The sequence below is a fragment of the Lentzea sp. NPDC092896 genome, assembly GCF_044754905.1.
Lineage (GTDB): Bacteria > Actinomycetota > Actinomycetes > Mycobacteriales > Pseudonocardiaceae > Lentzea.
Genome location: NZ_JBIVPX010000007.1, coordinates 313,468 through 329,855 on the forward strand (window position 1 = coordinate 313,468; position 16,388 = coordinate 329,855).

13 protein-coding genes are annotated in these 16,388 nt (G+C 69.1%); 10 read left to right on the forward strand and 3 right to left on the reverse strand.

Annotated features, from left to right (window positions below):
- Positions 1-25: 25 nt before the first annotated feature.
- From ACIQF0_RS31840 to ACIQF0_RS31865, 6 genes are all read left to right on the forward strand, one after another.
- Positions 26-847 (forward strand): ABC transporter permease, encoded by an 822-nt coding sequence (locus tag ACIQF0_RS31840; RefSeq protein ID WP_401035542.1) that lies wholly within the window; start codon positions 26-28, stop codon positions 845-847.
- Positions 844-1,851: an ABC transporter substrate-binding protein gene (locus ACIQF0_RS31845; RefSeq protein WP_401035545.1), complete on the forward strand. Its 1,008-nt coding sequence runs from the start codon at positions 844-846 to the stop codon at positions 1,849-1,851. Before ACIQF0_RS31840 ends, ACIQF0_RS31845 begins: the two co-directional genes overlap by 4 nt.
- Positions 1,848-2,639 carry an ABC transporter ATP-binding protein gene (locus ACIQF0_RS31850; protein WP_360034300.1) on the forward strand — a complete coding sequence of 264 codons (792 nt, stop codon included), beginning with the start codon at positions 1,848-1,850 and terminating at the stop codon, positions 2,637-2,639. The genes ACIQF0_RS31845 and ACIQF0_RS31850 overlap by 4 nt, the downstream gene beginning before the upstream one ends.
- Before the next feature lie 69 nt (positions 2,640-2,708).
- Positions 2,709-5,615: a PQQ-dependent sugar dehydrogenase gene (locus tag ACIQF0_RS31855; RefSeq protein WP_401035547.1), complete on the forward strand. Its 2,907-nt coding sequence runs from the start codon at positions 2,709-2,711 to the stop codon at positions 5,613-5,615.
- Positions 5,616-5,741: 126 nt separating this feature from the next.
- Positions 5,742-7,778 carry a PQQ-dependent sugar dehydrogenase gene (locus ACIQF0_RS31860; RefSeq protein WP_401035550.1) on the forward strand — a complete coding sequence of 679 codons (2,037 nt, stop codon included), beginning with the start codon at positions 5,742-5,744 and terminating at the stop codon, positions 7,776-7,778.
- Positions 7,775-8,704 (forward strand): hypothetical protein, encoded by a 930-nt coding sequence (locus ACIQF0_RS31865; RefSeq protein WP_401035552.1) that lies wholly within the window; start codon positions 7,775-7,777, stop codon positions 8,702-8,704. Before ACIQF0_RS31860 ends, ACIQF0_RS31865 begins: the two co-directional genes overlap by 4 nt.
- A gap of 159 nt (positions 8,705-8,863) precedes the next feature.
- Here the strand turns inward: ACIQF0_RS31865 and ACIQF0_RS31870 are convergent, their stop codons facing one another.
- The gene (locus tag ACIQF0_RS31870; RefSeq protein WP_401035555.1) at positions 8,864-9,433 is read right to left on the reverse strand and encodes a DUF4232 domain-containing protein; all 570 of its coding nucleotides are present in this window, start codon (positions 9,431-9,433) and stop codon (positions 8,864-8,866) included.
- Positions 9,434-9,545: 112 nt separating this feature from the next.
- Between ACIQF0_RS31870 and ACIQF0_RS31875 the strand changes: the two genes are divergently transcribed.
- Entirely contained in the window at positions 9,546-9,734 is a 189-nt protein-coding gene (locus ACIQF0_RS31875) for a hypothetical protein (RefSeq protein WP_401035558.1), read from the forward strand.
- Positions 9,731-11,863, forward strand: coding sequence for a TOMM precursor leader peptide-binding protein (locus ACIQF0_RS31880; protein WP_401035561.1), 2,133 nt, complete (start codon positions 9,731-9,733; stop codon positions 11,861-11,863). The genes ACIQF0_RS31875 and ACIQF0_RS31880 overlap by 4 nt, the downstream gene beginning before the upstream one ends.
- Positions 11,864-11,869: 6 nt before the next feature.
- Here the strand turns inward: ACIQF0_RS31880 and ACIQF0_RS31885 are convergent, their stop codons facing one another.
- Positions 11,870-13,045, reverse strand: a complete 1,176-nt coding sequence (locus ACIQF0_RS31885) for an SGNH/GDSL hydrolase family protein (RefSeq protein ID WP_401035564.1) — start codon at positions 13,043-13,045, stop codon at positions 11,870-11,872.
- A gap of 157 nt (positions 13,046-13,202) precedes the next feature.
- Here ACIQF0_RS31885 and ACIQF0_RS31890 point away from each other — a divergent pair, with 157 nt between their 5' ends.
- Positions 13,203-13,733, forward strand: coding sequence for a class I SAM-dependent DNA methyltransferase (locus tag ACIQF0_RS31890; protein ID WP_401035566.1), 531 nt, complete (start codon positions 13,203-13,205; stop codon positions 13,731-13,733).
- 70 nt (positions 13,734-13,803) lie between these two features.
- On the forward strand, positions 13,804-15,501 hold the full coding sequence (locus ACIQF0_RS31895; RefSeq protein WP_401035569.1) for a hypothetical protein: 1,698 nt from the start codon (positions 13,804-13,806) through the stop codon (positions 15,499-15,501).
- On the opposite strand, the gene ACIQF0_RS31900 is transcribed toward ACIQF0_RS31895, so the two are convergent.
- The gene (locus ACIQF0_RS31900) at positions 15,486-16,310 is read right to left on the reverse strand and encodes a LysR family transcriptional regulator (protein WP_401035571.1); all 825 of its coding nucleotides are present in this window, start codon (positions 16,308-16,310) and stop codon (positions 15,486-15,488) included. The two genes, ACIQF0_RS31895 and ACIQF0_RS31900, sit on opposite strands and share 16 nt — an antisense overlap.
- Positions 16,311-16,388: the final 78 nt, after the last annotated feature.

Below are 16,388 nucleotides of genomic sequence, written 5' to 3' on the forward strand. Positions count from 1 at the left end.
GCGCTTTCCGACCCGAGGGAGCTTTGTGAACACGGTTCAGGCGGACCGCTGGCGCGGCGTCGTGGAGCGGACCTGGCGTCCGGTCGCGTTGCTCGCCGCCTGCCTCGCGATCTGGCACCTCGTCACCGTCACCGGCCTGGTCGAGGCCTACCTCGTGCCGTCACCGGCCAAGACCTTCGGCCTGCTCGTCGACAAGTGGTCCTACCTCTGGGGTCACACCTGGGTGACCACCTACGAGACCATCCTCGGCTTCCTCATCGCGGGCATCCTCGGCGTGCTCATGGCCGTCGCGATGGTCTACTCGAGGACCGTCGAGAGCACCGCCTACCCGATCCTGCTGTTCGCGCAGGTCATCCCGAAGATCGCCATCGCGCCGCTGTTCGTGGTGTGGCTCGGCTTCGGCTTCGAGCCCAAGGTGATCGTGGCCGTGCTGATGGCGTTCTTCCCCGTGGTGATCTCCACGGTCACCGGTCTCAAATCGGTCGACACCGAGATGCTCGAACTCGCGGCCACGATGGGCGGCGGCCCGGTCAAGACGTTCGTGAAGATCCGCTTCCCGGCCGCGCTGCCGCACCTGTTCGCGGGCCTGAAGGTCGCGGTCACGCTCGCCGTGACCGGTGCCGTGGTCGGCGAGTTCGTCGGCTCCAACGAAGGCCTCGGGTACGTGATCCTGCAGGCCAACGGCAACATGGACACCCCGATGCTGTTCGCGGGCCTGATCGTCATCTCGCTGGTCGGTGTCCTGCTCTTCCTCCTGCTCGACCTCGCCGAAAAGCTGATGCTGCCGTGGCACGCCAGCCGGCGCGGCGCCGCCGTCACAACACTCCTAGCTAAGGGCGGATCATGAAGAAACTGCTCGCAGGCCTACTTCCCGCGTTGCTGGTGGTTGCCGCCTGCGGTGGTGGCGGCGGAACGACGTCCGAGTCCGGCGGTGAGGTCAAAGACGTCACGCTGACCCTCAACTGGTACCCGTACGGCGAACACGCGCCGTTCTACTACGGGGTCAAGCAGGGCATCTACGAGAAGCACGGCATCAAGCTGAAGATCCAGGCGGGCCAGGGGTCCGGCAAGACCGTCACGGCGACCGGCGCGGGGCAGACGGACTTCGGCTGGGCCGACACGTCCGCGCTCGCCACGGCCGTCGAGCAGGGCGTGCCGGCCAAGAGCATCGGGGTGTTCCTGCAGACGACGCCGGCGTCCGTGCAGTTCTTCACCGACAAGAACATCAAGAAGCCCGAGGACCTGAAGGGCAAGTCCGTCGCCACGACCGCGGGGGACGCGCTGACGAAGACGTTCCCGGCTTTCCTGAAGCAGAACGGCATGCAGGAGTCCGACGTCTCGATCCAGAACATCGACCCGGCGGGCAAGATGGCCGCGGTCATCTCCAACCGGACGGACGTGCTGCTCGGGTTCGCGTCCGACCAGGGGCCGACGATCAAGGAGAAGTCCGGCAAGGACGTCGGCTACCTGCGGTTCTCCGAGTTCGGGCTGAACTACTTCAGCAACGGGCTGCTGACGTCGAAGTCGATGCTGCAGAAGGATCCCGAGCTGGTGAAGAAGATGGTCGCCGCGACGCAGGAGGCGTGGGCGGCGTCCGAGAAGGCGCCGGAGGCCGCGGCCGAGTCGATGAAGGGCGCCGCCGAGCAGCTGCCGTCGCCGACGGTGGTGCTGGAGCAGTTCAAGACGACGCTGACCCTGCTGCACACCGATGCCACGAAGGGCAAGGCGCCCGGCGTCAACACCGTGGACGACTGGAAGAAGACCATCGAGACGTTCCAGAAGACCGGCATCATCAAGGAAGCGTCCGAGCCGTCCGCCTACTGGGAAGAAAGCGTGGCTCCCAAGGGATGAGCACAACTTTGGAAACCGCCTCGTCCGTGTCGATCAACGACGTCTCCGTGCGCTTCCAGTCGAAGCGCGCGGAGGTGACCGCGATCCAGCAGGTCTCGCTCGACGTCGCGCCCGGCGAGTTCGTGTCCATCGTCGGGCCGTCCGGCTGCGGCAAGTCGACGTTGCTGAAGCTGGTGTCCGGCTTGCTGACGCCGTCGTCGGGCACGGTGACGTTGCTCGGCGAGCAGGTGCGCGGGCCGCGGCACGACATCGGGTTCGTGTTCCAGCGGGCCGCGTTGCTGGAGTGGCGGTCGGCGCGCAGGAACATCCTGCTGCAGGCCGAGATGCGCGGGATGAACTCGGCCGAGGCGGGCAGACGGGCGGACGAGCTCATCGAGATGACCGGGCTGTCCGGGTTCGAGAACGCGCTGCCGCACGAGCTGTCCGGTGGCATGCAGCAGCGGGTGGCGTTGTGCCGGGCGTTGTTGCACCAGCCGCGCGTGTTGCTGATGGACGAGCCGTTCGGCGCCCTGGACGCGTTGACCCGGGAGCAGATGAACGTCGAGCTGCACCGGGTGTGGCGGGAGACCGGCACGACGGTGCTGCTCGTGACGCACTCGATCGCGGAGTCGGTGTACCTGGCGAACCGGGTGATCGTGCTGACGCGACGGCCCGCGGTGGTCAACGAGATCATCGAGGTCGACCTGCCGGGGGACAGGGACTACTCGGCGACGATGGCCCGTCCGGAGTTCGCGTCGGCGACGGCGCACATCCGCGACCTGCTGGGAGCCGTGACAGGGCACGACTGAGCGCGTAGAGTCTGGCTCGCCGCCGCGTGGTAAGCGCTTTCCCAAGCTGATTCCACGAGGTGGTGCGCGATGTTCAGATCGCTCTCATTCGTTGCCGCGCTGGCTGTCGCGGCGGCCACCCTGGTGCCACAGGCGGCCGCCCAGGCAGGTCCGGTCGCGGACCCGCTTCCCGCACCGGCGCCGTCGGGCGTGGGCGTGCGACTGCAGGAGATCGCGAGACTGCCGCAGTCGTCGACCACGCCCGCCGCCGGGGACAGCAGGCTCAAGCAGTACAACCGGATCAACTACCTCGGCGAAATTCCGGACGGCTCCGGCAGGTTCTTCGTGCCGGACATGAACGGCAAGATGTACACGCTGAACCGCGACGGCAGCGGGCAGCGGACGTACCTGGACGTCCGCTCGGCCATCGGCGCGAACTTCCACAACCACCAGGGACTCGGCAGCGGGTTCGGGTTCGTCGCGTTCCACCCGCGGTTCGCCACGAACGGCAAGTTCTACACCGCGCACACCGAGGCCAAGGACGCGCTGAAGAACCGCACGCCCGACCTGCCCTCGCCGAACTCGGTGGTGCACGGCGTGATCACCGAGTGGACGGCGTCCAATCCTCGCGCGACGACGTTCTCCGGCACGCACCGGGAGCTGCTGCGCATCGGGTTCGCCATGTACCTGCACGGGTTCCAGGAGATCGGCTTCGGCCCGGACGACCTGCTGTACCTGGCCGTGGGCGACGGTGGCATCGGCTACCGCTCGGACGTGCCGCAGGACGTGAAGGTGCCGCAGGGGAAGATCCTGCGCATCGACCCGGCGGGAACCAACAGCGGCAACAAGAAGTACGGCATCCCGCCTTCCAACCCGTTCCTGGGCAAGCCGGGCGCGCTCGCCGAGCTGTACGCGATCGGCATGCGCGACCCGTACCGGTTCAGCTGGGACTCCGCCGGCACGCGCAAGATGCTCCTCGGCCACATCGGCGAAAAGGTCGTGGAGTCGGTCTACGAGGTCAAACCCGGCGCCAATCTCGGCTGGGGGCAACGGGAAGGCCATCTGACCTACCGCCGCGACGACCCCAAGTGCCAGCTCTACCCGTTGCCCGCCGACGACGCGAAGTTCGGCTACACCTATCCGGTCGCGGGCTTCGACCACAACCGGCCGGGCGGCGGCTGCGGGGACAGCGGCAACGCGTTGATCGGCGGTTTCGTCTACCGCGGCACGGCGATTCCGTCGTTGCAGGGCAAGTACGTCCACGGCGAGGGCGTGAAGGGCCTGCTGTACTACGCCGACGAGAAGGACATGCGGGCCGGAGCGCCGATCGCGAAGACGTTCGAGCTGGCGGTGTACGACTCGGCGGGCAAGCGCACGACCATGCAGTCGCTGGCCGGCAAGAGCCGCGTCGACCTGCGGTTCGGCACGGACGCGGCGGGTGAGCTCTACGTGCTGGCCAAGGCGAACGGCAAGATCTGGAAGGTCACCGGCACCGTTCAGACCCAGCAGGCCTGCGACTCCGGCAACGACGTGGTCAGCGGGGTCACCGGCGCGGGCGACTGGAAGACCGTCTCGCCGTCGCGCTGGCGGTTCCCCGGCAACGAGGTGGTGCTGTCCAAGGCCGGAGCGGTGCGGCCTGGCCCGAAGCGTCCCAACGAGTACGCGGTCGTCACCAAGGGGCCCGAGTTCGGCAACGTGACGGTGGACGCGCAGGTCCGGTTGGACACGCCGGTCTCGCAGAAGGACCGCGACGTCGTGATCGTGTTCGGGTACCAGTCCGACACCCGCTTCTACTACGCGCACCTGTCTTCGGACAACAAGATCTACCCGCACAACGGGATCTTCCTGGTGGACAACGCGGATCGGGTGCGCATCGACGACCAGTGGAACGGCTCGGTGGGCGCCGCGCCCGCCGTGACAGACATGAAGTGGCACCGCGTCCGCATCTCGCACTGCGCGGACACCGGGGCGATCGCGGTGTACGTGGACGGTTCGTCGCAGCCGTTGATGACGGCGACGAACACCGTGCTGAAGTCCGGCAGGGTCGGGTTCGGCTCGTTCGACAACGTCGGCCGCGTCGCTGACCTGCGGATCACCGGCAAAGCCGCGTCCGTGCAGGCGGAGGCGTCGCCGGAGGTGTCTCCCGGCATCGCGTCCGCGGTCGTGCACCACTACGACTTCGAGCATCCCGCCACTGATGCGAAGAAGGAGGACGACATCGGGCGTGCCGACGCGCGCACGCCGATCTCGCTGATCAACGGTGGCGCCGCCATGCGGGTCCAGGACGGTGCGTTCCCGGCCTCCAGGACGTCGCTGCAGCTCAAACAGGTGCGGCCGAACGACAAGACCAACGACGACTGGAAGGCGGGCGTCTACGGCTCGTCCGGGGTCGCGTCGATGAAGGCGTTCACCAAGGCACGCGGCATGTCGATCATGACCTGGGTGAAGATCACCGGGGAGGCGCCCGCGCGGAATTCCAACTCGTCCGAAAATTCGGACCTCTACGGCGCGATCGGCATCGCGGGCGTGCTGTCGGGCGACTCGGACGGCCACGCCGCGCGGGCGTTGCTGGAGACGGAGAACCACGACGGCGCGATGCGGCTGATCGCGCTCGGTCGGCGTCTGGACGGTGGTGACAAGCAGTTCTTCGTGGCCAAGGCCGACTGGAAGACGCTGCTGCCGTTGAACAAGTGGGTGTTCCTCACCGGGACGTTCGACTTCGACAACGGCACGATCGGCCTCTACATCGACGGCAAGGCCGTGGAGGGGAGCTACGCGGTCAAGGGCGATCCGTGGAAGATCATCGGAGCACCCGAACCGGACGTCACCTCGGCGACGGACCCGCGCGGGATCAAGATCGGTGGCAGCCACCCGCAGAACAACCGCGAGGCCAACGCCTGCAACTGCCGCCTCGACGGACTCATGTTCCTGGACCGCGCGGTGAGCGCCGACGAGGTGCGCGAACAGTACGAGTGGGTGACCGCAGGCCGTCGTTGAGGGGTTGTAACCACCTTATTAGCTGGGTAGATTCCGGGTGCCGCTGCATTGGAAAGCGCTTTCCGCTGCCGTGCTGGCACGGCCTGGCCCACAGGGTGGTGGGGGATGTACAGACGCTTGTCCCGTTTGGCTGTCACAACATTCGTGCTCTCGGCGTTGTTCGTGCCCATCGCGTCGGCGCAGCAGGACGCGCCGATCGCCGACCCGTTGCCGACACCGGGCGCGTCCGGTGTCGGCCTGGAGCTCACGGAGGTCGCGCAGCTGCCGAAGTCGCAGCCCGTGCCACCGCCGACCGACACCAGACTGGTGCGCTACAACAGGATCAACTACCTGGGCGAGGTGCCCGACGGCTCCGGCCGGATGTTCGTGCCCGACATGAACGGCAAGCTCTACCTGCTGGACAAGGGGGTCCAGCACGCGTTCCTCGACCTGGGCACCGCGGTCGGTCCCGACTTCCACACCCATCGCGGCCTGGGCAGCGGCTTCGGGTTCGCCGCGTTCCACCCCGACTTCAGGCGCAACGGCAAGTTCTACACCGTGCACACCGAAACCGGTTCCGCGCTCACCACCAAGAAGCCTGACCTGCCGTCGCCGGCGGACACCCAGGTGCACGGCGTGGTCACCGAGTGGACGGCCTCCGATCCACGCGCTGACATCTTCTCGGGCACGCACCGCGAACTGCTGCGGGTCGGCTTCGCGTCGTTCATCCACGGCTTCCAGGAGATCGGCTTCAACCCGGCGGCCCGCTGGTGGGACGAGGACTACAAGCTGCTCTACATCGCCTCCGGTGACGGCGGCATCGGCGTCTCGACGACCGTGCCGCAGGACCTGGCGCTGCCGCAGGGCAAGATCCTGCGCATCGACCCGGCCGGGCACAACGGCGTGAACGGCCAGTACGGCATCCCGCGCGCGAACCCGTTCGTGCGCAAGGCAGGCGCGCTGGGCGAGATCTACGCGTACGGCATGCGCGACCCGTACCGCTTCAGCTGGGACCCCAGCACGCGTCGGATGTACCTGGGGCACATCGGCGAGAAGGCCGTCGACTCCGTCTACGAGGTGCGCAAGGGCGCCAACCTGGGCTGGAGCGAACGCGAGGGCATCTGGGAGTACCGGCGCGGCGACCCGTCGTGCGGAGTGTTCCCGCTGCCCGCCGACGACGCCAAGTACGGCTACACCTACCCGGTCACGGCGTTCGACCACAACCGCCTCTCCACCCAACGGCCTTGTGCCGACAGCGGCAACGCGTTGATGGGCGGTTTCGTCTACCGCGGTTCGAAGATCCCCTCGTTGCGCGGCAAGTACATCTACGGCGAAGGCGTGAAGGGTCTGCTCTACTACGCCGACGAACGCGAGATGCGCGCCGGCAAGCCGATGGCCACCTCGCGCGAGATGATGGTCTACGTCAACGGCGCGCTGACGACGATGAAGGCCCTCGTCAACGACCCGAACCGGGTCGACCTGCGCTTCGGCCAGGACGCGGCCGGTGAGCTCTACGTGCTGGCCAAGGCGAACGGCAAGATCTGGAAGGTGACGGGTGCGCGCACCTTCGCCTCCTGCCGCTCGGGCCACGACTTCGTTTCCGGGGCCACGTCAGCGCGTTCGTGGCAGCCGGTGACGCCCGACCTGTGGCAGTTCCCCGGCCGTGAGGTCGTGCTGGCCGAACCCGGTGTCGCCCGGCCGGGTCCGCGCCGCCCGTTCGAGTACGCGGTGCTGCAGAAGGGACCCGCGTTCGGCTCGGTGCAGGTCGACGCCTCGGTGCGGCTGGACACGCCGGTCGCCGAGTCCAACCGGGACGTGATCATCGTGTTCGGCTACCGCTCCGACACCGAGTTCTACTACGCGCACCTCTCGTCGGACAACAAGATCTACCCGCACAACGGCATCTTCGTCGTGAACAACGCCGACCGCCTGCGCCTCGACCACCAATGGGACGCCGTGCGTTCCGTCGGTGCCGCGCCTGCGGTCAGCGACACGGCCTGGCATCGGGTGCGGGTCAAGCATTGCGCCGACTCGGGGGAGATCGCCGTGTACGTGGACGGTTCGCCGTATCCGCTGATGACCGCCGTGGACAAGACGTTCTCCTCCGGCCGCGTCGGTTTCGGCTCGTTCGACAACATCGGCAGGCTCCGCGACCTCCGCGTGCAGGGAAAGGGAGTCCGGTGAAGCGGCTTCTGGTTCTCGGCCTGGTCGCGGCGTTCAGCGTGGGACTGGCCGCACCGGCGCAGGCCACGTTCGGCACGGTCCTGCCCACGTTGGCGCGCAACCTGGTGTCGTACTACGACTTCGAACACCCGGCGCGCGGCAACCAAGCGCTGGAACGGGACAGCGGCCGTTCGGGCACGTCGTTGCAGCTGATCAACGGCGGCGCCGACATGCGCGTGCGCGACGGAGCATTTCGGCGTAGCCGCAACTCGGTGCAGCTCAAGCAGATCAACCCGGCGACCGCCGGCAACGACGACTGGAAGGCAGGTCTTTACAGCGACACCGGCGTCCCGACGCTGAAGGCGTTCAACGGCGCGCGTCAGGCGTCGATCATGGGCTGGGTGAAGATGACGGGCCAGAACCCGGCCCCGAACTCGAACTCCGCCAACCCGGACGACCTCTACGGCGCGATCGGCCTGGCCGGCGTCCTGACCGGCGACTCGAACGGCCACGCGGTGCGGGCGCTGCTGGAACTGATCCAGGTCGACGGCGAACTGAAGCTGGTCGCCCTGGCCCGCAGGATCGACGGCGGCGACTCGCAGACGTTCGCCGCCGCGGAGCCGTGGCAGAAGCTGTTGCCGCAGAACGAATGGGTGTTCCTCGCGGCCACGTTCGACTTCGACACCGGCACGATGGCCCTGTACCGCAACGGAAATCCGCTGGCGGGCAAGTACGTCACCGCCGGTGACCCGTGGAAGCTCGAAGGTGAACCGGAACCCGACCTCGCGTCGGCGACCGACCCGCGCGGGTACAAGATCGGCGGCAGTTACCCGCAGAACACCCGCGAGGGCAACGCCTGCAACTGCCGGATGGACAGCCTCATGTTCCTGGACCGGGCTGCCCATCCGTGGGAGGTGTACCTGCAGTACCGCTGGATGAAGGGCTAGTGGCGCGACTCGGAACGTTGGCGAGGTGATCCACGCTCAGCAGGGCACCTCGCGGCGCGGCTCCCATGCCCCCGTACAACCAGTACGGGGGCATGGGGGCGACACCACGATGCTCCCGTCTGACCGCGAATTCCCCCGGCGACGTTCCGAGCCACCCCACTAGTCGAAGACCGTGACGCCCTGGGCGGCCGGCTGCATCGTCCCGACCTTCGCCTCGCTGACCTTCAGCTTGGCCAGGTCGGCGATCGGCTGGCCGTCCGTCCCGACGAACGTCACCTTCACCGGCACCATGCCCGGCAACTCGGCGGTCATCTCGTTGATGGCGAACGAGTTGGCGTCGTCGTCCACGTCGAGCAGCACCCCGGCGAACGCGGTCTGCCCCGGCTGCAGCGTGATCGACGGCCCCTCGCCGGGCACCAGCTTCTGCTCCACGGGGATCGCGGCGGGCTGGTTCGCGGGGTTGGTGAAGGCGAGCTTCGGCCAGCCCTGGAACGTGATCGGCGCGGTGCCCTGGTTCGTCGCGGTCAGCAGGCCCAGGCCGGGCTTGCCCTGCATGGTCAGCTCGGCCTTCACCGCGGGCTTCTGCTTGTCGCTCGACGAGGCCGAAGCCGATGCCGACGTGGGTGCGGTCGAGGTCGTGGAGGCCGCCTGACCCTGGGACACCGGGGTCGGCGACCCGCAGGCCGTGGCGCCGACCGCGAGCACGGCGGCGAGGATCGTGAGACGCATGCGTGGACCCCTTACCGGTTCGTTTTGATCTCCGACGAATAGCCGGGCGATCGGGGTTCGCAAACCCCGATCGCCCGATAGTGTGGTCCACATCTCGTTTGGGGAGGCTGGTATGGAGGAGTTCACGGCTGGGGTCGAGCAGGTGTTCGGTGTCGCGCCGAGCCTGGAGACCGGACTGGTTCTGGACACGTTCGACGGCGCCGGACTGGGCACCGGAGCGGAGGCCGCCCTCTGCTTCTGCACGCAGTCCGTCAGCCCCTGTCGTGCCTGTGGCGCCACTCGCGTCGCCGCCGCGGAGTGACGTCACGGCACATCGGCTTCAAGCGGCACCTGCGTGCCGAGGTCGTTCCGGGCGACGCGGTGTACGTGTTCTCCGAGGAGGACACCACCGCGTTGCGCGGCGCCGGAGTCGAGGCGCTCGCCCCGCTGCTCGACGGCAGCCGGGACCTCGCCGCGGTGCGCCGTGAGTTCGACGCGTCTCCCGAGCACGCCGCCGGTCTGCTGACCCAGCTCGCGCAGGCGGGACTCGTCAGCATGAGCACGTCCGGCTCCGCCTACTGGGACGCGCTGGGCGTCGAACCCGCGGGGACGCCCGACGTCGACGTGATCTGTCTCGGTGTCGAAGCCGGACTGCCGCCGATCGCCGAGGGCGACGGCGCGCTGACCGTCGTTCTGGTGTCCGACCACCTCGTCGACGGTCTGTCCGAAGTGGACGCGAAGCTGCGTGCCGCCGGCCGGTCGTGGCTGCTCGCCAAACCGTTGGGCGCCAAGGTGTCCATCGGCCCGTTCTTCACGCCGGGCTCGGGTCCCTGCTACCACTGCCTTTCCCATCGGCTGTGGGCGAACCGCGCCGCCGAGGCCCACGTCCGCTCCGCCCTCGGCCTGCCGGGTGCGGTGCCGCGGTCTCGCGTCGACTTCGAGCCCCTGCGGGCCGTCGCGCTGAACCTGGTGGCCCTGGAGGCGGCGAAGTGGGTCGCCGGTCACCGCTACACCGGCCAGCGCGACCTGTGGACGTTCGACAGCCGCGACCTCACCGGCAGGCGGCACGCCGTCTCCGCCCGGCCCCAGTGCCCTTCCTGCGGCGATCCGTCCCTGGTGCGGGAACGCGCCTGGCGTCCGGTGGAACTGTCCTCACGCCCGGCGGTGCACACGTCGGGAGGCGGACACCGTTCCTCGACGCCGGAGGAGGTGCTGGCGGCCTACCGCCACCTGATCAGCCCGGTCACCGGGGTGGTGAAGGACGTCGTGCGCGACGACCGCGGCCCGGCGTTCTTCAACGCCTTCCGCTCCGGCCCGAACGTCGCCCTCGGCCACCGCGGCGCGGCCCACCTCCGTTCCGCCCTGCGCTCGGAGAACGGCGGCAAGGGCGTCACCGCCCTGGACGCCGAGGTGGGCGCGTTGTGCGAGGCGCTGGAACGGCACAGCGCCCAGATCGACGGCGACGAGGCGCGCGTGCGAGCCAGCTTCCGTTCGCTCGGCCCGCGGGCGATCCACCCGGACCAGGTCCAGCTGTACGACCCGCGCCAGTTCGACGGTCGTGCGACCTGGAACGCCGCGCACTCGGGCTTCCAGCACGTCTGCACCCCGTTCGACGACGACGCGGAGATCGACTGGTCCCCGGTGTGGTCCCTCACCCGCGGCGAACACCGTTTGCTGCCAACAGGTCTGCTGTACTTCGGCACCGGCGTGGACGAACGGCTCATCGCCGACTCGAACGGCAACGCGGCCGGGTCCTCGCTCGAGGACGCCGTCCTGCAGGGAATGCTGGAGCTCGTCGAACGCGATGCCGTCGCTTTGTGGTGGTACAACCGGACTTCACAGCCGCCCGTCGTCCTGGACGGGGACCCGTGGATCGACGAGCTCCGGTCCGTCCACGCCGGACTCGGTCGTGAGCTGTGGGCCCTGGACCTGACCTCCGACCTCGGCGTGCCCGTCGTGGTCGCGTTGTCGCGACTGGTCTCCGGTGAGCGCGAGGAGGTCGTGATGGGCTTCGGCGCCCACCTCGACCCGGCGCTGGCGACGCGCCGCGCGCTGACCGAGATGAACCAGATGATGCCCGCCGTGCTGGCAGGCCACACCGGCGACGACCACGACCTGCGGCACTGGCTCACCACGGCCGCCGTGGCGAACCAGCCCTACCTGCTCCCCTCGGGTTCGCCGGTGCGCCACCCGTACACCGCCTCCGGCGATCTGCTGACCGACGTGCTGGACGTCCAGGCACGGCTGGAGAAGGCGGGCCTGGAGGTGTTCGTGCTCGACCAGACCCGCCCGGACATCGGCCTGCCCGTGGTGAAGGTGATCGTGCCCGGGCTGCGCGGCTTCTGGGCGCGGTATGCCCCCGGACGGCTGTTCGACGTGCCGGTCCGGCTCGGCAGGCTCACCGCACCCACCCCGTACGCGGAGCTGAACCCGATCCCGATGTTCCTGTAGGCCACGTCAGAGCGTGGCGATCTTCACCGCCTTCGCCATCGCCTCGAACCCCTTGTCACCGGGGTGCAGGTGGTCGCCCTGGTCGTAGTCGGGCTTGATCCGCTGCGGGTCGGCGGGGTCGCGGATCACCTGGTCGAAGTCCACGACCGCGTCGAAGTCGGTGCTGGTGCGGATGAACGCGTTCACGGTCTGGCGGACCTGCTCCAGTTCCTCGGTGTAGCTGTTCCAGCCCTTGAACGGCGTGATCGTCGCGCCGATGACCCGCAGGCCGCGGTCGTGCGAGCGCTGGGCGATCTGCTTCAGCGCGGCGATGATCTTGGCCGGGTCGGTCTCGTGCGGGGTCTGCTGGATGTCGTTGATGCCCTCGAACACGATCACCGACCGGACGCCGGACTGGGTGAGCACGTCGCGGTTCAGCCTGGCCAGGGCGTTGGGGCCGGCCGAACCGCCGTCGAGCAGGAGGCGGTTGCCGCTGATGCCCGCGTTCAGCACGCCCAGGCGGGTGTTCACGCGGTCGGCGAGCTGGTCGGGCCAGCGCAGGTTCGCGCCCCACGTCGAGTTCGCACCGTCGGTGATCGAGTCGCCGAGCGCCACGACGCTGCCCTGCAACGTGGACGTGCGCACGTCGACACCGGAGACGTAGTGCCAGTTCGTCGTGCGTTCGCGGTAGGCGGCGGCGGACTCGTCGGCCGTGTGGTTGCCGTCGCGGGTGAAGTACGAGTTCTGCATCGTGAGCTGGTGGTGCGTGACCGGCCCGCCGGGCTCGGGCGTGTAGACGCTCACCAGCAGGTCCGAGTCGGCGGGGACGGTGAGCGCCACGCCGTCGCTGATCACGTCGGCGCCGGGCGGCGCGGTGATGGACTGCGCGCCGCCGAATGTCAGCGTGCGCATGGTCCCGGCCAGCGCCAGCGGTGTGTCCGGGCCGGCCGCGCGGGCGACCGTGACCTGGCCGAACAGGATCGGGGTGCGGCCGTAGGCGTTGGAGAGCCGGACGCGGATCTCCTTGCCTCCGGCACTGACGTGCACGATGTTGCGCAACGAGAAGTTCGGATAGCCGTTCTCGGTGCCGGAGACCGCCGAGGACGGCGCGGTCGCCCACGTGCCGACCCATCGGAGCGGTGCGGCCTGTGCGGGAGAGGCCGCGGCCACGAGCAACGCCACTGCCAGCAGAAAGCGCGTCATGTCCTCGACCTTGGCAGCGCTCTCACACATCCGGTATCCGCCGATCTGCGGGTCTAGGCGGCGCCTGGCCGTTCTCGTCCGCGATAGTCGCGGCCGTGCCTCTCGCCCGTGACTCTCATCGAACGGAACGGTCAGGCGCCGCCTAGGCTTGCGTCTCGTGTGGAACGGGGCGGAGTACCAGCAGAGATTCGACGCACTGGCCGAGTCGGGGATGGACGTGCACGGCGAGGCGACCTTCGTGCGCGCGTTCGGCCCGGCCTCCGTGCTGGACGCCGGATGCGGCACCGGACGGGTCGCGATCGAGCTGGCCAGGCACGGCATCGAGGTGGTCGGGGCGGACGTCGACCAGTCGATGCTCGCCCACGCGCGCGAGCTGGCGCCGGACATCACCTGGGTGCGGTCCGACCTGGCCGAACTCGATCTCGGACGCACGTTCGACGTGGTCGTCATGGCGGGCAACGTGCCGCTGTTCACGGCACCGGGGACGCAGGACGCGCTCGTCGCGGGGGTGGCACGGCACGTGGGACGGTTCCTGGTCGCCGGGTTCAGCCTGAACCGCGGCTACACCGTCGAGCAGTACGACGAGCACTGCGCCCAGGCCGGGCTGACGCTCGTCGAGCGGTTCGCCACCTGGGACCGGGAGGAGTTCCGCGGCGGCGACTACGCGGTGTCGGTGCACCTGTCTTGATTGGGCCAGAACTCTTCTCCTGCGTCCGCCTCACGGTGTAGGTCTGGTTGATCTACTACCAGGGGGATGCATGCGTTTACTGGGAGCGATCGCCGTCACCGCGCTGGTGCTGAGCGGGCAGACCGCGGTGGCCGCGCCGGCGGTGGTGCAGCCGGACCCGTTGCTGGCCTTCCTGGCGGATCCGGGCGCGGTCGACCTGGCCAAGGCGGCCAAGGCGCGTGAGGCGAAGACCAGGGCACGGATCCTCACGGCCGCGGCGCCGGGTTACACCTACGCCGAACGTGAGCCGGCATCGGCGCGTGGGCGCAACGACAGCCCGTGGACCGCCGAGTCCACGGACTTCCGCCGGCACCGCGCCGCCCTCTTCACAGGCTCGCTGGCCGCGGACCCGACCATGCCGGTCGTCGCCGAGTTCGCCGAACCGAACGACGGCCAGCAGACCGCGAGCGACTCGGGCGTCGGCACGACCCACCGGGCGATCAGGACGACCGGCCGGATCAGCGGTGCGGACCAGGACTTCTACCGGTTGCGCGGCAACGGTCACACGACCTTCGACACGCGTACCGAGGGCAGCGACCTCGACACCGTGCTGACCGTGTTCGACGCGGCGGGCACGGAGATCGCGGCCAACGACACGGTCGGCGTCAGCACCGACGCCCGCCTGGAGGTCGACCTGGCCACGGGCGCGGACTTCTTCGTCCGCGTCACCGGTGCCCTGAACACCGCCGGCTCCTACGAACTGACGATCGCGACGGGCGAAGGCAAGGGGGACAAGGACTTCTTCGCCGTCGACCTCAAGGCGGGTGACGTGATCGGCGCGTCCGTCGCGGGTGCCGCGCGCAAGGTCGCCGTGCACGACAGCAGGGGCCGCGAGGTGATGGGCTCGCGGCAGGACTTCTCCGGCGTCTACCCGAAGGAGAACCCGTTGCCCGGCGGCGGAAACGCGGCCGCCGACTTCCTGGCCCCGCGCGACGGCCGCTACCACGTCGGCGTCGAGGACGGCACCGGTCAGTACCAGCTGACGGTCAAGGCTTTCCGGCCCGGCAGCGAGAAAGCCGGGACGCAGACCGTGTTCGTGGACTTCGACGGTGCCCTCGTCGACACCACGGTGTGGGGCCCGCCGGGGGAGAAGCAGCTGTCGCCGTTGTCGAAGTTCCTCGCGAACTGGGGCCTGACCGCGGCCGACGAGAAGCGCGTGGCGTCGGTCGCGGTCGACACGATCCGCGAGAACCTGGCGCTGCACGGCAACTTCGGCGTCAAGCTGCTCAACAGCCGCGACCACGCCGACCCGTGGGGTCAGAAGAACGTCAGCAGGCTCGTCATCGGCGGCACGATCGCCGAGTCCGGGGTGGAGACGGTGGCGATCGCGCAGTCCATCGACCCCGGCAACTTCGGGCACGAGGAGACCGCGATGGTCCAGCTCGACCTGCTGAGCGCTCCGGCGGGCCCGTCCGTCTCGCTCAACACCTACATCACACCGGCCAGTGACAAGGTCCTGTTCGTCGGCCGCGCGCTGGGCAACATCGCGGCGCACGAGCTGGGACACCTCTCCGGTTCGTGGCACCAGCACCAGTTCAACGAGCACGACACGCTCATGGACCAGGGCGGCAACCCGAAGGCGATGTTCGCCGTCGGCGCCGACGCCGTCGGTGGCAACGCCGACGACACGGACATCGACTTCGGTGAGGACGTGTTCGTGCCGAACGAGGGCTTCACCGGCGTCGAGGACGCGGCGACGCGCACGAAGTGGGGTTACAGCCGGGGATAGGCCTGCGTCGCCGCCTGGACGAAGTCGAGCGTGAGCGGGTCGTCCTTGACCCACGCGATCACGACGGGACTGGGCGGCATGTCGGTCAGCGGCACCACGACCAGCTCGCCCAGGTCGTGGCCGAGCGGCGCCAGACCCACAGAACCGTTCCACAGCACGGATTGCACGCACTCCTGGACGGCGCGGACCGTCGGACCGCTGCGCGGTTCGCCGCCGTTCCAGTAGTTCCGCCAGATCTCGTCGGTGCCGTCCGGGAACTGGAACCAGTCACGATCGGCCAGGTCCGCGGTGGTGATCCGCTCGCGAGCGGCGAGCGGATCATCGGCACGCAGCACCGCGCCGACCGGATCCTCGCGCAGGACAAGGGTTTTCAGGCCGCTCTCGTCGAACGGACCGCGCGTCAGCGCGACGTCGACCTGGCCGGTGCGCAGGCCGCAGGTCGGGTCGGTCAGATCGGTCTCGCGGACGCGGATCTCGACCTGCGGGTGCTTGCGCCGGAACGCGGCGGCGAGCCTGGCGGCGCCGTGGTCGCCCATCATGCCGACGGTGATCGTGGTCCGCGCGAGCTTGGCGCGGATGCGGTCGGCGTGGTCGAGCAGGACCTTCGCCTCGGCCAGCAGGACCTGGCCCGCGTCGGTCAGCGTCACGCCGGCGGGGGAGCGGTCCAGCAGGGTGACGCCGAGGTCGTGCTCCAGCTGCTTGATCGCCCGGCTCAGCGGCGGCTGGCTCAGGTGGAGTCGCTGCGCGGCGCGGCCGAAGTGCAACTCCTCGGCGACCGCGACGAAGTACCGCAGGGTGCGCAGCTCCATGATCAGGCACGATACTCGCGCGGTATCGGGTGTGCGCAGACGGTCTTGGACGCGCGCCGCACTGCACGGGTGGAGTGG

Excerpts from the sequence above, each read along its gene's own strand:
- ACIQF0_RS31850 (WP_360034300.1), top strand. The coding sequence starts at position 1,848 with ATGAGCACAACTTTGGAAACCGCCTCGTCCGTGTCGATCAACGACGTC.
- ACIQF0_RS31885 (WP_401035564.1), bottom strand. The coding sequence starts at position 13,045 with ATGACGCGCTTTCTGCTGGCAGTGGCGTTGCTCGTGGCCGCGGCCTCT.
- ACIQF0_RS31845 (WP_401035545.1), top strand. The coding sequence starts at position 844 with ATGAAGAAACTGCTCGCAGGCCTACTTCCCGCGTTGCTGGTGGTTGCC.
- ACIQF0_RS31855 (WP_401035547.1), top strand. The coding sequence starts at position 2,709 with ATGTTCAGATCGCTCTCATTCGTTGCCGCGCTGGCTGTCGCGGCGGCC.
- ACIQF0_RS31875 (WP_401035558.1), top strand. The coding sequence starts at position 9,546 with ATGGAGGAGTTCACGGCTGGGGTCGAGCAGGTGTTCGGTGTCGCGCCG.
- ACIQF0_RS31870 (WP_401035555.1), bottom strand. The coding sequence starts at position 9,433 with ATGCGTCTCACGATCCTCGCCGCCGTGCTCGCGGTCGGCGCCACGGCC.
- ACIQF0_RS31900 (WP_401035571.1), bottom strand. The coding sequence starts at position 16,310 with ATGGAGCTGCGCACCCTGCGGTACTTCGTCGCGGTCGCCGAGGAGTTG.
- ACIQF0_RS31895 (WP_401035569.1), top strand. The coding sequence starts at position 13,804 with ATGCGTTTACTGGGAGCGATCGCCGTCACCGCGCTGGTGCTGAGCGGG.